At 78.7% G+C, this 2249-nt stretch carries 2 protein-coding genes; one reads left to right on the forward strand and one right to left on the reverse strand.

Annotated features, from left to right (window positions below):
- Positions 1–591: hypothetical protein (locus E1200_RS32710; protein ID WP_207933661.1), on the reverse strand; the 591-nt coding region annotated here is incomplete at its 3' end.
- 149 nt (positions 592–740) lie between these two features.
- Here E1200_RS32710 and E1200_RS32715 point away from each other — a divergent pair.
- Positions 741–2249 (forward strand): hypothetical protein (locus E1200_RS32715; RefSeq protein ID WP_131956466.1); only part of this gene is annotated, 1509 nt, incomplete at its 3' end.

Consider the following 2249-nt stretch of genomic DNA (forward strand, 5'->3'; position numbering starts at 1 on the left):
GTAGAGGGCGCGGACGCGGGCGGGGGCGGCGGCGGGCGCGGTGAGGAACCGCAGCAGCCGCCGCCGCAGGTACTCCGAGCCGGTGTCGCCGGCGCCGATGCGGCGGGCGCAGCCGCGGGCGGCGGCCTTGCCCAGGGCGTGCTCGAAGCAGTCGAGCAGGGCGGGGCGGCGCGCGGCGATGAGCGCGTCGGCGTCGGGGTGCTCCAGGACGAACCGCAGCGCGGTGCGGGTGGTGTGCTTGTGGTTGGCGCGCAGCCGCCGCAGCGCGAGCAGGACGGTGATGACGTGCGCGGGCGGCAGCCCGAGGGTCAGCACCCGCGCGACGCGGGCCTGCACGGCGCGGGCCGGCTCGTCCAGCCCGGCCTGGGAGGCGGCGAGGATCTGCAGCAGCACGCGGGCGCGCTGCCAGTCCCGCGCGCCCGCCGCGACGCCGGCCAGGGCGTAGCCCTCGGGGTCGCGGGTGTGCGCGGCGCGGTGCAGGTCCGCGTCGTCCCAGCGCAGGGTCCCTCCCCTGGGCAGGGTGAGGGGGGTGCCGTGGTCCTGCAGGTGGGCAAGGAACGTGGGGGTGTCCATGGTTGTTCGCCTCCGCACCCATGGAGTGTAGGAATGATCGCGAGCGCCCGGGCACTCGTTTTCGGCGGGACGCGGCCGGCCCGCCCCCTCCGGCGGGCGGGCGGCGATACGGGGACGTGACTGCGGCGATTCCGGCCCGGCGACCCGGTGGGACTACTATTCGCCGGATGAGCTGGCAGGCGGCCGGGGCGGGGCCCGGCGGAACCGGTGGCGGCCCGAGCGGGGACCTGTTCGCCCAGGTCGAGGGCAACGTGCGCGAGCTGGTCGCCTCCCCCTGGTGGCAGAGCGCGCGGCCCGCCGACCGCGCCGGCCAGATCGCCGCGCGGATGCTGTGGGGCGCGGGCGAGTGGTGGCTGTTCGGGGCGTGGGGACGCTGGTACCGGTGCGGCCTGGACGGCACCTGGCACCCGTGCCCGCCGCCGCCCGGGTTCGAGGACCGCCGCGTCGCGGTCCCCGCCCCGCCCGGGGCGGGGACGCCGCCCGTCCCGCCGCAGCTGTTCCCCACCGGCCCGGACCTGGCCGCCGGGCGGGTCGCGCCGCTGGGGTTCCTCGGCCCGGTGCCCGACACCGCGGTCGTGGCGCGGATCTCCCAGGCCCTCACCACCGCGCTCGCGGTCGACCCGAACCAGTTCACCCAGCGCGACCCGATGTTCCAGCCCGGGACGCCCAGCACCGTCGCGGCGGCGTGGGGCGCGCTGCTGTGGTGCGCCGGGTCCCCGGTGGTGCTGACCGAGAACCCGCTGGTCGAGTCGTTCGTCCCGTTCCTGACGACCTCGGCGGAGCAGCTGCACTGGATGATGCCGCCCGACTTCGCGACCCTGGCCGGCTACTACGTCCACCGCCTCGGCGCCGGCGACGCCGGCGGCGCCGCGCACATCGCCCGCGTCATGTACGAGGTCGCCGCGGGCCTGCAGGCCGACCCGCGGTTCCGGCCCGGCGCGGGCGCGCTGGCGGCGGTGACGGCGGCGTCGCTGCGGATGGTGAACCAGGACATGGCGGCCGTCCGGTACGGGCCGCAGGCGGTCGTGCAGGAGTGGCGCCGCCGCTGCCCGGCCGAGTTCGCCACGCCGATGCTGCGCGAGACCGCGCCCGGCGAGTTCCTGCGCCTGGCCCTGTACGACCTGCAGGAGGTCGTCGCGGGGCTGACCGGCCCGCGCCCGGCCCCGCCGGGCCGCGGCCACGACGAGGTCCGCCGCGCCGGGATCGCGGTGCTGGCCGCCGACCTGCAGGCCGCGCCGGCCGCGGTGCCGGCGGTGCAGCGGTGGCTGGACCCCGACAGCGCCCGCACCCTGCAGTCCGTCCTGAACGACCCGGCGAGCCCGCTGCGGTCGCTGTGGCCGCGCGACGGGCGGCTGCCCGAGGCGCTGCGCACCGCCGACGCCGACGCGCTGGCCGCGCTGCTGGCCACCACCTACACCCTCGGGCTGACGTGGTGCCGGCTCGCGCAGGCGGCGCCGCCTGCGGCGGGGTTCGCGGTGCCGCAGGCGGTCGCGGCGGAGCTGACGTCCCCGGCGATGCACACCCCGCCCTCGACCGACGAGCTGTCGGCGTGGGACATCATCAAGGCGGCCCGCGCGCACATGGCCGCCGAGCGCGCGGCGGGCGGGGACCGGCCGGTGGCGCCGGTGCCCGAGCCGACCCAGGACGCGCCGGGCCCGCCGCCGGCGGTCGCGCCC

Source organism: Actinomadura sp. GC306 (assembly GCF_004348665.1).
Taxonomy (GTDB): domain Bacteria; phylum Actinomycetota; class Actinomycetes; order Streptosporangiales; family Streptosporangiaceae; genus Spirillospora.